Raw genomic sequence first — 16,225 nt, 5'->3', positions numbered from 1 at the left:
GCCTGTGGGAATACCGCGGCCATCATCCTGCACACTTATACTGTTATCTTCATGTATGGTTACAATAATATTCTTACAATAACCGGCCAGGGCTTCATCAATGGAGTTATCCACCACTTCATATACCAGGTGGTGCAGGCCTTTCACGCCTACGTCGCCAATATACATGGCGGGCCTTTTACGCACCGCTTCCAAACCTTCTAAAACCTGAATACTTTCTGCACTATAATTTGCCTGAGATGGGGAATCCTGCTGTTGTTCGTTCATAAAAAGTAAGAGAGAAAAATAATCGTTATATCTAAAAATTTAGCGTGCAAATTTAAGAAAAAATAAGGGCTTTTCCCAATTAAAAACAGGATTCGTCACAGTTTTTGCGAATTGTTTTTAGATGTTGAAAAAAAGGCATTTTATCCACATTTTTTAACTATAAGAACAATATTATGAAAGTAAAATTTCTCTTACCGGTTTTAACAAGCATTTTCTTTGCAGCCGCATGCAGCAATAATTCATCTTCTACGGAGAGCACAAGCCCGGGCGTTGGCGATAGTACAATAACCAATCCGGCAAGCGATGCCATGGATTATCATAACGACCAGCGCCAGCATATTCCAACGCCTGATTCATCTAATGTGATAGGAACGGATACGATAAGCGGCACTGAAGCCACACCTAATACAGGCACAAGCAAACAATATAACAATCAAAAAGGTGACAGTGCCAAAAAGGAGTAGCGTGATGTTGAGTATATTCAGGTGAGTGGTGAATCGTGAATTCCGCGTACATTCAGAGGCTTTACTCACCATTCACTATTGACAACTCATTACAATATTTCGCACAACTGGTTTTCTATACCTGGAATACGCCTGTTTTAAATTCCTTTATATAAGGGTTATGATTGGCCGCAGCAATACCTTCACTTATTAGTTTCCTGGTGTCTGCAGGGTCAATTATATCGTCTATCCAAAGACGGGCAGCAGCATAATAAGGCGTGGTTTGTTTATCGTAACGGGACTTTATATCATCAAGTAATTGCTGCTGCTCGTCTTTACTTACATCTCTTCCTGCAACCTGTATCTGCAACAAAGTTTTTGCAGCCTGGTCACCACCCATTACGGCGATTTTTGCGCCGGGCCAGGCATAAATAAAACGTGGATCATAAGCCTTGCCGCACATGGCATAATTACCCGCACCATAGCTGTTGCCGGTAATAATGGTAAACTTAGGCACAACAGAATTGGCAACGGCATTCACCAGTTTGGCGCCGTCTTTAATGATGCCTGCATGTTCGCTGCGGCTGCCCACCATAAAGCCGGTTACATCCTGCATAAAAACCAGGGGGATTTTTTTCTGATTGCAGTTAAGAATAAAACGAGCGGCTTTATCTGCACTATCATTATAAATAACACCACCCATCTGCATTTCGCCTTTCCCCGTTTTTACAATGAGGCGCTGGTTGGCAACGATGCCAACAGCCCATCCGTCAATTCTTGCATAACCGCAAACAATTGTTTTACCATATGCTTCTTTAAACTGGCTGAAAGTGCCTGCATCAACAATACATTCAATAATATCAACCACATCATAAGGTTTGCTGTTATTTGCATGCATGATTGTGTAAATATCTTCAGTATTTTTTGCCGGCGCAATTGCCTCAATACGGTCAAAACCGGCAAATGCAGGCCTTCCCAATTTACTGATGATGGTTTTAATTTTATCAAGGCATGCCTGCTCCGTTGCACATTTATAATCTGCAATACCGCTTATGGCATTATGGGTTTCTGCACCGCCCAGTGTTTCCACATCAATATCTTCCCCAATAGCTGCTTTTACAAGATAGGAACCTGCTAAAAATATGCTGCCATTGCCTTCAACCATTAAAGTTTCATCGCTCATAATTGGCAGGTATGCACCGCCGGCCACACAGGCGCCAAGTACTGCCGCTATTTGCGTTATGCCTATGGCGCTCATTTGGGCATTGTTCCTAAACACACGGCCAAAATGTTCTTTATCGGGGAAAATTTCGTCCTGCATGGGAAGATAAACACCGGCGCTGTCAACAAGATAAATAATGGGCAAGTGGTTTTCCATAGCTATTTCCTGCATGCGCAGGTTTTTTTTGCCGGTTATGGGAAACCATGCACCTGCTTTTACAGTTTGATCATTTGCTACAATAACACATTGCCTGCCGCTTACATAACCAATACCTGCCACGGTGCCACCGGCGGGACAACCGCCCTGTGCGTCATACATTTCATAACCGGCAAATGCGCCTATTTCAATAAAAGGTTTATCATCATCAATCAAATAATCAACCCTTTCGCGTGCAGTAAGCTTATTTTTCTGCCTTTGTTTTTCAATGGATTTTTTTCCGCCGCCTTCCTTTATTTTATCAAAGCGTTTTTGTTTTTCGCTTAATAAATCATTCATCCATGTTTCACCGGGATTAATATTATTCATACGAACAGCCATTAGTTAAACAAATATAGGGAAGTGCTGTCGCACGCAGTGAATCGAAATCTATAGCTTAGTTTAGGCTGAATTTATTAGTTTCGCAACCCTAAATAATATCAATATCTATGCAATCAACACTGGTAATTTTAGCAGCAGGAATGGCAAGCCGTTATGGAAGCATGAAGCAAATAGAGGGATTTGGCCCGTCGGGCGAAACTATAATGGAATATTCTGTTTATGACGCCATTGAAGCAGGGTTTACAAGAGTGGTTTTTATTATAAGAAAAGATTTTGCCGAAAATTTTAAAAGTATTGTTGAGCCTAAATTAGAAGGTAAAATAGAAGTTGACTACGTATATCAGGAACTTACCAGTTTCACCGAAGGTTTCAATATTAATCCCGAAAGGGTAAAACCCTGGGGCACTGCACATGCCGTGCTTTGCTGCAAAGGCAAAATAAAAGAACCTTTTGCTTTAATTAATGCCGATGATTTTTATGGCAAAGATGCTTTCAGGAAAGCATTTGATTTTTTACAAACCCGCTGCAATGAAAAAACCTATGCTTTAATTGGATATGAATTGCCTAATACACTAAGCGAGCACGGAAGCGTGAGCCGCGGCGTTATTTCAGAAAATGAAAAACATGAAATGGCAGGCATTAAAGAGTGCCTTAAAATTTATAAGAAAGGCGATGCTATTATTTACGAAGACGAAGAAGGCGGCTTAACCGAATTGCCGGAAGACACCAAGGTGAGCATGAATTTCTTTTGTTACGCACCGGGCATGATTGATTTATGTGAAGAACAGTTCAAAGAATTTTTAGCTAAGAATAGTCAGAGCCTGAAAGCAGAGTTTTTAATTCCAACCATGACGGATTATTTTATAAAATCAGGCAAAGGGCGTGTTGAAGTAATTATAACATCTGCAAAATGGTTTGGCGTAACATATAAAGAAGATGCGCCTGTGGTAAAGGCGTCCGTTACACATCTCGTAGAAAAGGGCGAATATCCTGATAATTTATGGAAACAATAAAGCCGTAAACTAATGGACTATCTGTAAAAATTAAAAAATCCCGCCAAAGCGGGATTTTTAGTTTAAAGGTTGCTTGAATTATTTGTTCTATTTATAAGTTTTGATAAGGAAAACACAGCCTTCAGCTTTTTTAACCTGGCTTACCCTATCCATATTTTTTAAGGTATTGCCGGATGGCAGCTTGATTTTTTTTAGTGACGTATCCTGCGATTTCAGGCTGTCAATCATACTATAAATATTATTTGCCTTAAGTGCAAAAACAACATCTTCTGTTTGAGATTGTCTTGTTGTTATGATACCAACAACTTCGCCATTATTATTAAATACAGGAGCGCCCGAATTACCCGGGTTTGCCGTTAATGAAAGCTGGCAACTTGTTGTATCGCCTTTATAACCGGTTTTAGCACTCAGGTAACCCATATTGTAAACAATCTCTTCGCGGGGATATCCCAGTGTAAAAAGTTCCTCACCTAAATCCGGCTGGCTGCGGCGTATGGAATAAGGCAGGTTTTTTAAAGGCTTAAAATCATCATCAGTAATTTGCAGCACTGCCAAATCCCTGGCATGATCTACAGACATAATTTTGGCATTGTATTCATGCCCGTCTTTATCCATAACAATAGCGCCGCTTCCATCCAGCACGTGGGCATTGGTAACCAAAAAGCCTTTGCCATCAATTAAAAAAGCTGTACCACCAGATTTTACAATAGCCCCTTTGGGGATTTTTGTATCGGCAACTTCTTTCAGTGCATTATTGGTTTGTATTTGGGATTTTCTTATTTCCGCAATATCCCTGCTTAAACGTTCCAGTTGGGTTTTATTGGCGGCAGGTGAAAAGTACATGGCCAGTGCACTGATAAACAGTGCTGTGATACAGGCGATGGAAGCGGCAATAGCTGTAACCTTTTTATAACGGTGCCATAACTGAACCACTTTGCCGGTAACACCTTCCGGTTCTTCACTGTTCCTGATTTCGCCGGTTACAGAAAGTTTTGAATGAATGGTGTGGAGAGATTCTTTAAAATGTTTTACACCGGCATACTCTTCCATTTGGTGCAGGAATAATTTATGCTCCACCACCATTTGGTCTATAGCCGGGTTGCTTGTGCGCAGCTCTTCAAAAAATTTTTTTTCATCCGGAAGCATACGGCCTTCCAGGTAGCGTTCTATTGAATTAAGTAAAAGTATATCTTCCATCACTCTCCTATATTATACTGGGAAAAGAATAATTTTTTCAAACGCATCAGGCATTTATATTTTTGATTTTTTGCATTATCAGCATTTGTGTAGCCAAATAATAAGGCAATTTTATCCATGCTCTTTTTTTCTATATAAAATGCTTCAAGCAAACTTTTGCAGGGCTCTCCCAAACTGTTTAAAGCCCTGTGCATAATACCAAGTTCAGCATCTCTCCTCTCATGAATTTCAATATCATCATCAACAACTACGGAATCAAAATTTTCAACGCCATTGGTTGTTTTACCCAATTGCTGAAGCCGTTTTAACCAAAGCCTGCGGCTTACGGAATAAATATAAGTTTTAAGCTGGCTGGTGAGTACGAACGACTCAGATTTAGCTTTTTGATAGAGCGTTATCATCGCCTCCTGAAAAATATCCCTTGCTTCGTCGTAAGTTCCGTTGTTATTAATAATAAAGGCAAGAACCATGTTAAAGTTGTCTTTATATATGGTTTCTGCGGCTTTAGAATCGTTATTTGCCAGTGCTTTTAATAATAATTGTTCGTTCGAATCGCCCTTCACGCCGTGTGTAGTTTAATACCTGATTAAAGTAAAAGTAACCCAAATATTGCTGCAAGTTTCCGGAAAAAAAATTTTAAAAACATGGGTTACCTATGTTGTATTTGGGTATTAAAACAAAAATTACATCACAAAAAACACAAACACATGAAAAAATTATTGATCGTTTTAGCCATCGGTGTTTTTGCAGCTTGTAACAGCAGCAGCACTACTGATACTTCTGCAGATACAACAACTGTAGCTCCTGATACAACTGTAACTGCACCGGATACATCTATGATGGCTCCTGCAGATACTACTTTACCTGATTCTACTCATTAATTAAATTCGTTTAAAGCTAAACAAGCGTTTCCAGAGTTGAGGTGGTATGCTTGCACCGGAATGTTTAGCCTAATCTTTTTTCATATGGCAAGCAATCGTTAGAGGCCGTTCCGTTTCCACGGAAGGGCTTTTTTTCTTTTTAGGCATTAAAATATTCTGTTTAAAAATTTGATGAATAATTTCTTACTGTTACTTTTGTGCCCCAAAATGCAACAGACTATCACATATACCTTTTTTTATTTCTTTTATTTTAAAGGAATAGCCGGGTAATATGTGTACATGAATACATTTATGAATCCCGGCTACAAAAGGCCGGGATTTTTTATTATGAAACGCCCATGTAAAATTTTCACACACAGGCGGCACATGAGACAACTGAAAAAATAAATATGCACGAATGAAACATGAAGTTTACATCCAGGGCTACGAAGGCAGCTTTCACCAGGCCGCTGCCATAAAATTTTTAGGAAAAGAAATAGGAGTAAATCCATGCGCCACTTTTAATGAGCTTATAAAAAAAGCCTCGGTTAAAAATGAAAGCACCCGGGCTGTTATGGCAATTGAAAATTCTATCGCCGGCAGCATTTTAGCTAATTATAACCTTCTTCAAAAAAGTAACCTTACCATTATAGGCGAGGTGTATCTGCAGATTGACCAAAACCTCATGGTTAACAAACATGTTGAACTGGAAGATATAAAAGAAGTGCACTCCCATCCCATGGCCTTGCAGCAATGTTTTGCATATTTAGATAAGTATAACTGGAAGCTGATTGAAACAGAAGATACGGCATTAAGCGCCAAACATATTTATCAGCATAAAAGCAAACATATTGCCGCTATTGCAAGCAAGCTGGCTGCTGAATTGTTTGATCTTAAGATAATTGCTCCGCACATTCATACACTGAGAAATAATTACACGCGCTTTCTTGTATTGCAGCATGCAGATTTTTCCCAGCCTGTTGAAAACGCGAACAAGGCATCGGTAAACTTTCATACAGATAATTCAAAAGGCAGCCTGGCAAGAGTGCTTACAAGAATTGCCGATACCGATGTTAACCTCAGCAAGCTGCAAAGTTTCCCTATTCCCGGCACCAATTTCAAATACAGTTTTCATGCAGATCTTGAATTTGAAAACCTTCAGCAATTTGACAAAGTGATAGAAGAAATAAAGCCTGTTATTGAACATTTAAAGATTTATGGCGTTTACAAAAATGGCAAACTAAAATAATTATGATTACAACCGCAGCGCGTTTAAACAGTGTGCATGAATATTATTTCTCACAAAAATTAAGAGAGATAGATACATTGAATAAGCAGGGAAAAAATATTATTAACCTGGGCATAGGCAGCCCTGATATGCCACCGCATCCTGATGTAATTAAGGCGCTGCAGGAAGAAAGCGCAAAGCCAAATGTGCACGGTTATCAAAACTATAAAGGCTCGCCTGTTTTGCGTAATGCCTTTGCCAACTGGTATAGGCAATGGTATAAAACTGATTTAGATGCTGACACAGAAATACTGCCACTTATAGGCAGCAAAGAAGGCATTATGCATATTTGCATGACCTATTTTGAAGAAGGTTGCGCAGTGCTTGTTCCCAACCCCGGTTACCCAACTTATTCGAGCGCCGTAAAACTTACAGGTGCAACACCTGTTTATTATGATTTAAAAGAAGAAAACAATTATGAACCTGACTTTGAACAACTGGAAGCATTAGTGGAGCAATTTGCCAAATCTCCATTTAAAGGGGTTAGGGGGCTTTGGATTAATTATCCGCAAATGCCTACGGGCCAGCCTGCTTCAATACAATTATTTGAACAGTTAATTACGTTTGGTAAAAAACATAATATTCTCATTTGCCACGATAATCCTTACAGTTTTATCCTGAATGATGAGCCACTAAGCATTTTAAGTGTTGAAGGCGCTAAAGATGTTGCGCTTGAATTAAACTCTTTAAGCAAAGCGCAAAACATGGCCGGCTGGCGCGTAGGTGTTTTATGCGGGAATAAAGAAAGAATAAACGAAGTGTTGCGTTTTAAAAGCAATATGGACAGCGGTATGTTTCTGCCGGTTCAACTGGCTGCTGCCAAAGCTTTATCGTTAGGTAAAGACTGGTATAAAAGCATTAATGCGGTTTATAGAAAAAGGCGTGAAAAAGTTTACGAACTGCTTGATGCATTGCATTGCGGTTATTCCAAACTACAATCCGGCATGTTTATGTGGGCAAAAATCCCTGCAGGTTTTGAAAATAGTTATGCTTTAAGCGATAAAGTTTTATATGAAAGCAATGTATTTATTACACCGGGCGGCATTTTTGGAAATGGTGGTAATAATTATATACGGATAAGCTTATGCGCCACTGAAGAGAAAATAAATGAAGCAATTGAAAGAATAAGAAATTAGGTTGATTGGTTGAAATGTTGATTAGTCGCTAAGTAAAGTAGCAATAGAACAAGTAATGAATTTATGAACCTTTGCACTAATCGAAGTTATAAACAAGATTACGTGATATTTTATGAAAGAGGAAAATAACAACGAAGATACAATGGCTCCCTCCGGAACGGGAGGCTTTAACACCGTAACTATTGTTGGCGTTGGTTTAATAAGCGGCTCGTTCGCTTTAGCGTTAAAGGAAAAGAATCTTGCCAAACATATCATTGGTGTAAGCAGAACGCAGGCAAGCGCAAAGAAAGCTTTGGAGCTCGGCATCATAGATGAAGTGCTGCCGCTTGAAGAAGCGGTTGCCAAGAGTGATTTTATTTATGTTGCCATACCTGTTGATGCAACTATCCCGGTTGTATTGAAGATAATGGATATGATAACCGATAAGCAAATTGTTGCAGACGCCGGCTCTACAAAATTTGCATTAAGTAAAGCGTTGAAAGATCATCCCATGCGCAAACGCTTTGTATCAACGCACCCCATGTGGGGAACGGAATACAGCGGCCCCGAAGCTGCTGTGCATGGCGCTTTCGCAGGCCGCGCCTGTGTTATCTGCGATGTACATCAATCAGATAAAAAAGTGGTTGGCATAATAGAAAATATTTATCGCCTGCTGGGCATGAATATCGTGCTTATGGATTCTGAAAATCATGATATACATGCCGCTTATGTAAGCCACATTTCCCACATAACCTCATTTGCCCTGGCAAATACTGTATTGGAAAAAGAAAAGGAAGAAGAAGCCATATTTGAATTATCAGGCGGTGGTTTTGAAAGCACCGTGCGCCTGGCGAAAAGCGCAGCTTCTATGTGGGTGCCTGTGTTTATGCAAAACAGGGAAAATGTGCTGGATGTATTGAACGAACATATTACACAATTAAGAAAATTCAAGGCAAGCCTGGAAAAAGAAAATGTACAGTTTTTAACTGAGTTGATTGAGAATGCGAATAAAATAAAACGCATTATTAAATAAGGCTTTCAGAAAATTATTCAGTGCGGGCATTCGACGCATAACCGAGGTTACAATCTTCAATAAATTTCAGCACTTCATTTTTTCCTGATTTCGAAACTGCGCTGGTTACAAAATACGGCGGTAAAAATTCCCAGTTCTCCTTCATCTTTTCAAAAAACAATTTCACATTACGCTCAACAGCGCCGGGCTTTTCTTTATCGGCTTTGGTAAAGACTATGGCAAAAGGCAGTTGCCATTCACCTAAACTATCTATAAATTCAAGATCAATTTTCTGTGGTTCATGCCTCGCATCTATCAATACAAAAATGTTTAAAAGGTTTTTGCGTTTGCGCAAATAATCTTCAATCATTTTCGTCCATTGTTTGCGCAATTTCTGGGCGCGTTTAGCATAGCCATAACCAGGCAAATCAACCAAAAACCATTTTGTTTTTGTTTTTGGATTAGTAGCTACGCTTTCAATTTCATAATGATTAATGAGCTGTGTTTTCCCAGGCGCTGCTGATGTTTTGGCAAGCTTCGCATTATTGCAAAGCATATTGATTAAGGATGATTTACCCACATTGCTTCGCCCGATAAATGCGTATTCAGGCCGGTCTGGCTGCGGGCATTTATCAACAGAAGGACTTGAAATAAGATAGACAGCTTTTGTTATTTGCATTTAATACAAAGAAAACGGAAGAAGCTTAATAATGCAGCATTGGTGTAATAGAAATAAATCCATTTACTATATAAATTTCAGCTGCAATTGTAAGCAATGCAATAGAATATGGAAATAAATCGATTAGTTCAAATGCTTTAAACCATATTTTTTTGTGATTTTTTGTAATCATCCTGTCCATAAGAACATTTTAAAATTCACTCTACAAGTTACAAAAATTTACTTTAATTATCACCGGTCAGCGATTACGCTTTCTTTCCAGGCTGTCTTTCGGATATTTTGTTTCCATTTGTTTGGAAATATGCTTACTCCACGTAATCAATATATTTTTTTCGGCATTATTCAGCTTTGCATCCGTATGTATAAGCGTGTAGGAAGATAGTGGCATTTCATTTTTATCAAGCTGTTCTTCTATTTCATGTAGCTTATGGTATTGTTTGGCCAAGGGGTAAGATGCAAATTCATCAAAGTTCAATTCTTCCTTACCATCTTCAACATGATTATGCAGCCACCATGCAACCGGTTGTATATTGCTATACCAGGGGTAATGGGTATTATTACTGTGACAATCGTTGCAAGCCTTTACCAAAACAGCCTCAACGTCATCGGGCACACTATACAATTTCGAAATATTATTTGTTTGCGCCTCCGGGTGCATATTCTTAGCCGATCTTATGAATTGTATCGCTACCAATATGATTAACAATATTAAGAGTATTCGTTTCATACCAGCGTTTTATGGTTGGCCTAAAATATCGCCTGTCATTTCTTTGGGAACCGGTAAGCCCATAAAAGTTAAAATGGTTGGCGCAATATCACCCAGCTTACCTGGCTTTACTGTTCCTTTAAATTCATTATTAATAATAAAGAACGGAACAGGATTTAATGAATGCTGGGTGTTAGGAGATCCATCTTCATTTATTTCATAATCAGCATTGCCGTGATCTGCAAGCAGGAACGTGGTATAGCCATGCGCCAGCGCAGCCGTAATAACTTTTTCCACGCAGGTATCAACTGTTTCAACAGCCTTTATAACCGCATCCCAAACGCCTGTATGCCCCACCATATCTGCATTGGCAAAGTTCAGGCAGATAAAATCTGCTGTTTCATTTTCAATTTCAGGAAGCAGTTTTTCTGTTACTTCATAAGCACTCATTTCAGGCTTAAGGTCATACGTAGCCACTTTAGGCGAAGCTACCATAATCCTGCTTTCACCTTTAAATGTTGCTTCCCGCCCGCCGCTGAAAAAGAAAGTTACATGCGGATATTTTTCTGTTTCAGCAATACGTATTTGCCTCAAACCATTGTCCTCAATTATTTCACCCAGTGTTTTGGTGAGGTTATCATTTTCAAAAATAACATGCACGTTTTTATATGTTTTATCATATTCTGTCATGGTAACATAATATAATTGCAACGGCTGCATGTTGTATTCAGGAAAAGCCTGTTGTGTAAGCGCAACGGTAATTTCACGGCAGCGGTCGGTTCTGAAATTAAAACAGATAACGGCATCTCCATCTTTAATGGTGGCAAGCGGCTGCTGCGCTTCATTTACAATTACCGTTGGCATTATAAATTCATCGGTTACATTTTGAGCATACGATTGTTCTACGGCAGCAATAGCATCGGTAGCTTTAATGCCTTCACCTTTTGCCAGGGCATCATAAGCGAGCTTAATACGCTCCCATCTTTTATCGCGATCCATTGCATAATAACGGCCGCTAACACTTGCTATCTTTCCAACAGAATTATTAATGCTTTGCTGCAGCTCTTTCATAAAACCAAGCCCGCTTTTGGGGTCCGTATCGCGACCATCAGTAAAAGCATGAATGTAAACTTCACTTAAACCCTGCTGCGCACATACTTCACAGATGGCTTTAAGATGATTGATATGTGAATGCACGCCGCCATCACTCACAAGGCCAATTAAGTGCAATGCTTTTTTATTGGTTTGGGCATAATCAATTGCTTTCAGCAGCTGTTCATTCTTCTGAAACAAACCTTCGCGAATAGCTACGTTTATGCGCTGCAGTTCCTGGTAAACAATTCTGCCTGCTCCAAGATTAAGATGCCCAACTTCACTGTTGCCCATTTGCCCTTCGGGCAGGCCAACTGCTTCACCACAGGTTATTAAAGTAGTATTAGGATATTTGCTGTATAAACTGCTAACAAAAGGTGTTTTAGCATGTTGAATGGCATCGGAAGCATAGGTTTTTCCAAGCCCCCAGCCATCCATAATAATTAAAATTGCTTTTTTGCTCATGGCGTAAAACTAATAGATTTAATTTTTTTGTTAAATGATTTTTCAGGATGGAATAAATCAAATAAAAAATTTGAAAGCCCGTTATTATAATACAATAACAAAACTAATTAAGGAGATATATTTTAAAGATGTTTTTGATTGATAAATTTATATCACTGACAATCGTTAAACAAAATATAAAAATCATCGCTCATTTCACAATTACATAACTATATTACTTAAACATTAAGCATTACCTTTAGTCAAAAATTCTATATCCTCATCAATGAAAAAATTATTAACGATAATCGGATTTTTCTTAACGTTAAATACGTTTGCACAGTCTGCCGACGACGTTGCCAGTGCTTTAAATGCAGGCAATGCCAATAAGTTCGCCAGCTATTTCAGCAATTCTGTAAATATCACATTGCCGCAAAAACCGGAAGTGAAAAATTTAAGCAAAGCTGAAGCTGCCGCTATGATACAAAGTTTCTTTACAAAGAATAAAGTATCAGGGTTTGAAAGATTTTCTGATTCGCGCCAGCTAAACGACATGACATATGTAGCCGGAAAACTAAAAGGCACACAGGAGTATAATATTACCGTGGTGTTAAAAAGCACCGGCAATACAATATCTGTTATACGGGTAAGAATATTCTAACTTTTAAGAACGATTTTTTAATAAGGCTGTCTTAACAAGGCGGCCTTTTTTATGTTTATTAATTTCTCACTTGAGCAGCAGGAAAAATAATTTCCAATAACAATTAATTATTTTTAGATTTGTCTAAAAATAAATTCAATGCGGGCTAATTTTTCTATTACTGAGGAAAACTATATAAAATCAATATACCATTTGCAGCAGGCAACAGGTGAGGTAAATACTAACGCCCTCGCTAATCATCTTAATACCAAAGCAGCATCAGTAACCGATATGCTGAAAAAACTGCAGGCAAAAAATTTATTAAATTATCTTCCATATAAAGGTTTCAAGCTTAGCCGTGAAGGCAATAAAGCCGCTGTAATGATTATCCGCAGGCATCGCTTATGGGAATTTTTTCTCGTTGATAAACTTCATTTTAGCTGGGAAGAAATACATGAAGTAGCAGAAGAACTGGAGCACATCCGCAGTAAAAAATTAATTGATAAACTGGATGAATTCCTGGGCTTTCCAAAGTTTGACCCGCATGGCGACCCTATTCCCGACAGCAGCGGTAAAATAGATGAACTTAAACAACTCCCGTTGGCAAACCTGCCCGTGAATAAACAGGCTGTAATTACATCTGTTTTAAACCAGTCAAACGAACTGCTTGCTTTTTTAAGCAGCCGTAATATAGCAATAGGCACTGTGCTGGAGGTAAAGGATAAGCTTCCGTTTGATAATTCCGTTGAGATTAAATTCAGGAACAAACAATCAATCAATATCAGTGAACAGGTGGCCAAAGCCATACAGGTAAATCCTTTATAATATGGTAAAGAACGATACACATTCTTTAAGTGATGTACATGAAAGCATAGATGCCACCCGTCAGCGCAAAGGCTGGAGAAAAATCCTGGCTTTTATGGGCCCTGCATACCTGGTAAGTGTTGGGTATATGGATCCCGGCAACTGGGCCACCGATCTGCAGGGCGGCGCACAGTTTGGTTATAAACTTATCTGGGTTTTGCTGATGAGCAACCTGATGGCTTTATTACTACAATCTTTAAGTGCAAGGCTTGGTATTGTGAGAAGAAAAGACCTGGCGCAGGTAAACCGGGAAACCTATCCCCCGCTTACAAATTTTTGTTTGTATGTGCTTGCCGAAGTGGCTATCGCGGCCTGCGACCTTGCAGAAGTGCTGGGTATGGCGCTGGGTATTCAGTTGCTTACCGGGTTGCCATTGATCTGGGGCGTTTCAATAACAGTACTTGATACGTTCTTACTTTTTTATCTGCAAAAAAAAGGCATGCGTGCCATGGAAGCTTTTATTATAGCATTGGTATTGATAATAGGCTTATCTTTTTTAATTGAACTGTTTTTTGCCAAGCCAGATGTGGGTGAAATGATAAAAGGCTTTGTTCCTTCTTCATTAAATGACCAGGCTTTATATATTGCTGTGGGCATAATAGGTGCTACGGTTATGCCGCATAATTTATACCTGCATTCGGCGCTCGTTCAAACAAGAAAAATAAACAATAGCGAAGTTGCCACACGCAAAGCCATTAAATACAATATAGTTGATAGCGCAATAGCTTTAAATGCTGCATTTTTCGTTAATGCAGGCATATTGGTATTAGCCGCAACAGCATTTTTTTATAATGGCCATTCATCTGTGGCGAGGATACAGGATGCCTACATATTGCTCGAATCAGCACTGGGAACATCGCTGGCGCCAATCTTATTTGCGGTTGCCTTGATTGCTGCCGGGCAAAGCTCAACTGTAACGGGTACTTTAGCAGGCCAGGTTGTTATGGAAGGCTACCTGCATCTCCGCATTAACCCATGGATGAGAAGGTTGCTAACCCGCTTGTTAGCTATAATTCCCGCAGTAATAGTTATTGCAGTATATGGTGAAGCAGAAGTTGATAATATGCTTGTGTTCAGCCAGGTGTTATTGAGCCTGCAGCTTGGCTTTGCCGTAATTCCTTTAATACATTTTGTGAGCGATAAAAAAACAATGGGCGTTTTTGCTATCAAACCTTATGTAAAAATTATTGCCTGGCTGGTTGCAGCCATATTAGTATTTTTAAATGTAAGGCTTGTTGCAGGTGAAATAATTGATGTGTTGTCAGAAAGCGGGCATTTATTTATAAAAGCTATTATTATAATTGTTTCATTAATTTTTGCATGGCTGTTTATTACAATGACGTTTTATCCTTTATATGCTAAAAGAAAAACAAGATCGTCAGAAGGCATTCATGGCAAAGTGCCGCAATTGCTCAACCTTTCTGTAAACCCTTTTCAGAAAATTGCAGTGGCACTCGATTTTAAAACACTTGATGAAAAATTGATTGCACATGCCATTAAACAGGGTAATAAACATGCTACGTATTTATTGCTGCATGTGGTAGAAACAGTGTCGGCGTCATTTTCAGGCAATGCTACGGATGATGATGAAACACGCCAGGATGCAGAACGCCTGCAGGCTTATGCTGCACAGTTAAAACAAATGGGCTATACCGTTGAAACCCAGCTCGGCTACCAGCATCGCGTTGAAGAAATTGTGCGCATCGTAAACGAATTTAATGCCGATATGCTGGTAATGGGTGCGCACCGGCACAAGGGCCTGAAAGATGTGTTTTATGGTGAAACTGTAAATATTGTGCGGCACAAACTACCAATGCCCGTGCTTATTGTGAGTTAAATAATCGGGCCGGGGATTAATTAATGCCAACAAAAATTTTATCCCCTGGCCGCCATTCATTGCTATTGCTTCTCACAATAATTCTAACGCCGTCAATTATTACCTTCGCCTCATAAAAACTTCCCCAGAAACTGATTTTATGAATAATGCCTTTTACACCGCTGCCTGTTTTATATATCCTGAAATTTTCCGGCCGTGTCATTATTGCATTTCCTTTTGTATCAATGCCAAACAGAGCTGCCACCTGTGGCTGAAGCAAATTGTATTTACCAAATAAGCCTGCAACATATTCATTCACCGGTTTATAATACACATCCTGCGGGCTTCCCTCCTGAACCAGCTTTCCATCTTTAACCACCAATATTTCATCAGCCCATGAGAGCGTATCATGCGGGTCATGCGAAGTAAGTGTGCATGTTATTTTTAAGCGTACTGTTATATCATCCAATACATCCTTTAACGTGTTCGTATGAATTGGATCAAGATTGGAAAAGGGTTCATCCAGCACCAGCAACGTTGGTTGTTTTACCAGCAGCATACATAAAGCAATTCTCTGCTTTTCCCCGCCGGATAAATAATTGGTTTTGCGTTGCAGTAAATTATCTATCCTGCATATTTCAAATAACCGATTTGCCTCAGCTTCATCCAATTTATTTTCAAACCATATCAATTCTTCAACCCGGTAATGATTGGGAAGTTCATAGTGTTGCGATAAATAGCCCATCATTTTATGCCCGGGCATCAGCTTTTCTTCGGGGCCAATTACCCTTTCGCCATTAAATAAAATTGATCCGCCGGTTGGTTGCGCATAGCCGGTTATCATCTTCAGCAAAGTTGTTTTGCCTGCTCCTGATTCACCTGCAATCGCTATTTTTTGCAAGGGCTGTTGTACAAAACTTATATCATCTACAATTATACGGTCTTCAACTTTTTTTGAAACGTTCTTTACTTCTAATAATGCCTTCATTCGTTTAACCTCAATTTTCTGATTGATCTTATTTTACGGACT

The 16,225-nt window shown here is 39.2% G+C and carries 18 protein-coding genes; 9 read left to right on the top strand and 9 right to left on the bottom strand.

Going from position 1 to position 16,225, the window contains the following annotated elements; all coding sequences use genetic code 11:
* Positions 1 to 267, bottom strand: a 267-nt coding sequence (locus tag ACTHN6_RS15305) for an ATP-binding protein (protein WP_440436643.1), incomplete at its 3' end; no start/stop codon positions are given.
* A 173-nt stretch (positions 268 to 440) separates the two neighbouring features.
* Here ACTHN6_RS15305 and ACTHN6_RS15300 point away from each other — a divergent pair.
* Positions 441 to 731 carry a hypothetical protein gene (locus ACTHN6_RS15300; RefSeq protein WP_440436642.1) on the top strand — a complete coding sequence of 97 codons (291 nt, stop codon included), beginning with the start codon at positions 441 to 443 and terminating at the stop codon, positions 729 to 731.
* A gap of 115 nt (positions 732 to 846) precedes the next feature.
* Here the strand turns inward: ACTHN6_RS15300 and ACTHN6_RS15295 are convergent, their stop codons facing one another.
* On the bottom strand, positions 847 to 2,457 hold the full coding sequence (locus ACTHN6_RS15295) for an acyl-CoA carboxylase subunit beta (RefSeq protein ID WP_440436641.1): 1,611 nt from the start codon (positions 2,455 to 2,457) through the stop codon (positions 847 to 849).
* 119 nt (positions 2,458 to 2,576) lie between these two features.
* Between ACTHN6_RS15295 and ACTHN6_RS15290 the strand changes: the two genes are divergently transcribed.
* The gene (locus tag ACTHN6_RS15290; protein ID WP_440436640.1) at positions 2,577 to 3,482 is read left to right on the top strand and encodes a sugar phosphate nucleotidyltransferase; all 906 of its coding nucleotides are present in this window, start codon (positions 2,577 to 2,579) and stop codon (positions 3,480 to 3,482) included.
* Positions 3,483 to 3,569: 87 nt separating this feature from the next.
* On the opposite strand, the gene ACTHN6_RS15285 is transcribed toward ACTHN6_RS15290, so the two are convergent.
* Both ACTHN6_RS15285 and ACTHN6_RS15280 read right to left on the bottom strand, forming a co-directional pair.
* Complete coding sequence (locus ACTHN6_RS15285) at positions 3,570 to 4,679, bottom strand: S1C family serine protease (RefSeq protein ID WP_440436639.1); 1,110 nt, start codon at positions 4,677 to 4,679, stop codon at positions 3,570 to 3,572.
* The gene (locus ACTHN6_RS15280) at positions 4,679 to 5,242 is read right to left on the bottom strand and encodes an RNA polymerase sigma factor (RefSeq protein WP_440436638.1); all 564 of its coding nucleotides are present in this window, start codon (positions 5,240 to 5,242) and stop codon (positions 4,679 to 4,681) included. The genes ACTHN6_RS15285 and ACTHN6_RS15280 overlap by 1 nt, the downstream gene beginning before the upstream one ends.
* 144 nt (positions 5,243 to 5,386) lie before the next feature.
* Here ACTHN6_RS15280 and ACTHN6_RS15275 point away from each other — a divergent pair, with 144 nt between their 5' ends.
* The 4 genes from ACTHN6_RS15275 (at position 5,387) to ACTHN6_RS15260 (ending at position 8,975) form a co-directional block, all read left to right on the top strand.
* Positions 5,387 to 5,560, top strand: a complete 174-nt coding sequence (locus tag ACTHN6_RS15275; protein WP_440436637.1) for a hypothetical protein — start codon at positions 5,387 to 5,389, stop codon at positions 5,558 to 5,560.
* Between the two features lie 397 nt (positions 5,561 to 5,957).
* On the top strand, positions 5,958 to 6,788 hold the full coding sequence (locus ACTHN6_RS15270; protein WP_440436636.1) for a prephenate dehydratase: 831 nt from the start codon (positions 5,958 to 5,960) through the stop codon (positions 6,786 to 6,788).
* A 2-nt stretch (positions 6,789 to 6,790) separates the two neighbouring features.
* Complete coding sequence (locus ACTHN6_RS15265; protein WP_440436635.1) at positions 6,791 to 7,963, top strand: pyridoxal phosphate-dependent aminotransferase; 1,173 nt, start codon at positions 6,791 to 6,793, stop codon at positions 7,961 to 7,963.
* A 112-nt stretch (positions 7,964 to 8,075) separates the two neighbouring features.
* Positions 8,076 to 8,975, top strand: a complete 900-nt coding sequence (locus ACTHN6_RS15260) for a prephenate dehydrogenase (RefSeq protein WP_440436634.1) — start codon at positions 8,076 to 8,078, stop codon at positions 8,973 to 8,975.
* 13 nt (positions 8,976 to 8,988) lie between these two features.
* Here ACTHN6_RS15260 and yihA read toward each other — a convergent pair whose 3' ends face one another.
* From yihA to gpmI, 4 genes are read right to left on the bottom strand one after another with little or no spacing between them, the layout of a single operon-like run.
* Positions 8,989 to 9,633 (bottom strand): ribosome biogenesis GTP-binding protein YihA/YsxC, encoded by a 645-nt coding sequence (gene yihA / locus ACTHN6_RS15255; protein ID WP_440436633.1) that lies wholly within the window; start codon positions 9,631 to 9,633, stop codon positions 8,989 to 8,991.
* A 25-nt stretch (positions 9,634 to 9,658) separates the two neighbouring features.
* A complete protein-coding gene (locus ACTHN6_RS15250; RefSeq protein WP_440436632.1) occupies positions 9,659 to 9,814 on the bottom strand; it encodes a hypothetical protein in 156 nt (51 codons plus the stop codon).
* Between the two features lie 57 nt (positions 9,815 to 9,871).
* Positions 9,872 to 10,360: a heme-binding domain-containing protein gene (locus ACTHN6_RS15245; protein ID WP_440436631.1), complete on the bottom strand. Its 489-nt coding sequence runs from the start codon at positions 10,358 to 10,360 to the stop codon at positions 9,872 to 9,874.
* Positions 10,361 to 10,369: 9 nt separating this feature from the next.
* Positions 10,370 to 11,896, bottom strand: a complete 1,527-nt coding sequence (gene gpmI, locus ACTHN6_RS15240; protein WP_440436630.1) for a 2,3-bisphosphoglycerate-independent phosphoglycerate mutase — start codon at positions 11,894 to 11,896, stop codon at positions 10,370 to 10,372.
* Positions 11,897 to 12,161: 265 nt separating this feature from the next.
* Here gpmI and ACTHN6_RS15235 point away from each other — a divergent pair, with 265 nt between their 5' ends.
* The 3 genes from ACTHN6_RS15235 (at position 12,162) to ACTHN6_RS15225 (ending at position 15,216) form a co-directional block, all read left to right on the top strand.
* Positions 12,162 to 12,536, top strand: coding sequence for a DUF4783 domain-containing protein (locus tag ACTHN6_RS15235; RefSeq protein ID WP_440436629.1), 375 nt, complete (start codon positions 12,162 to 12,164; stop codon positions 12,534 to 12,536).
* 138 nt (positions 12,537 to 12,674) lie between these two features.
* Positions 12,675 to 13,340: a metal-dependent transcriptional regulator gene (locus tag ACTHN6_RS15230; protein ID WP_440436628.1), complete on the top strand. Its 666-nt coding sequence runs from the start codon at positions 12,675 to 12,677 to the stop codon at positions 13,338 to 13,340.
* 1 nt (position 13,341) lies between these two features.
* The gene (locus tag ACTHN6_RS15225) at positions 13,342 to 15,216 is read left to right on the top strand and encodes an Nramp family divalent metal transporter (protein WP_440436627.1); all 1,875 of its coding nucleotides are present in this window, start codon (positions 13,342 to 13,344) and stop codon (positions 15,214 to 15,216) included.
* A gap of 16 nt (positions 15,217 to 15,232) precedes the next feature.
* On the opposite strand, the gene ACTHN6_RS15220 is transcribed toward ACTHN6_RS15225, so the two are convergent.
* A complete protein-coding gene (locus tag ACTHN6_RS15220) occupies positions 15,233 to 16,183 on the bottom strand; it encodes an ABC transporter ATP-binding protein (protein ID WP_440436626.1) in 951 nt (316 codons plus the stop codon).
* Between the last annotated feature and the right edge of the window lie 42 nt (positions 16,184 to 16,225).

The organism is Parafilimonas sp., from assembly GCF_051953455.1.
GTDB lineage: Bacteria > Bacteroidota > Bacteroidia > Chitinophagales > Chitinophagaceae > Parafilimonas.
This window is presented reverse-complemented; position numbering and strand designations above follow the sequence as displayed.